This is a genomic window from Neotamlana laminarinivorans, assembly GCF_020523925.1.
GTDB lineage: Bacteria > Bacteroidota > Bacteroidia > Flavobacteriales > Flavobacteriaceae > Neotamlana > Neotamlana laminarinivorans.
Window position 1 is genome coordinate 1 of record NZ_JAJAPW010000079.1, and the last position, 288, is coordinate 288.

The window sequence follows — 288 nt, forward strand, 5'->3', positions numbered from 1 at the left end:
CGGTTCCATTGCTCGCCCCACTGGTGATAGTTATCGTGCCGGTGCTTGGACCATCGCCGCCAAAACTATCGTCATCTAATACTACAATGTTTACTGTATCGTCTTCATCTACACTCGCCGTATCGTCCGTCGTGCTTGGTACATCATTTACCGAGTTAACCGTAATATCTACTACTGCTGTTTCACAATCGCCATCCGCATCACAGATCTGATATGTGATTTGATCTGTACCATTGTAATCGCCTGTTGGCGTGTAATCTATCGTATCGTCCGTTGGGTCGTTTGGTG

1 protein-coding gene is annotated in these 288 nt (G+C 46.9%); it reads right to left on the minus strand.

The window, feature by feature from the left end:
* Window positions 1–288, minus strand: a 288-nt coding sequence (locus LG649_RS16450) for an Ig-like domain-containing protein (RefSeq protein ID WP_226544834.1), incomplete at both ends; no start/stop codon positions are given.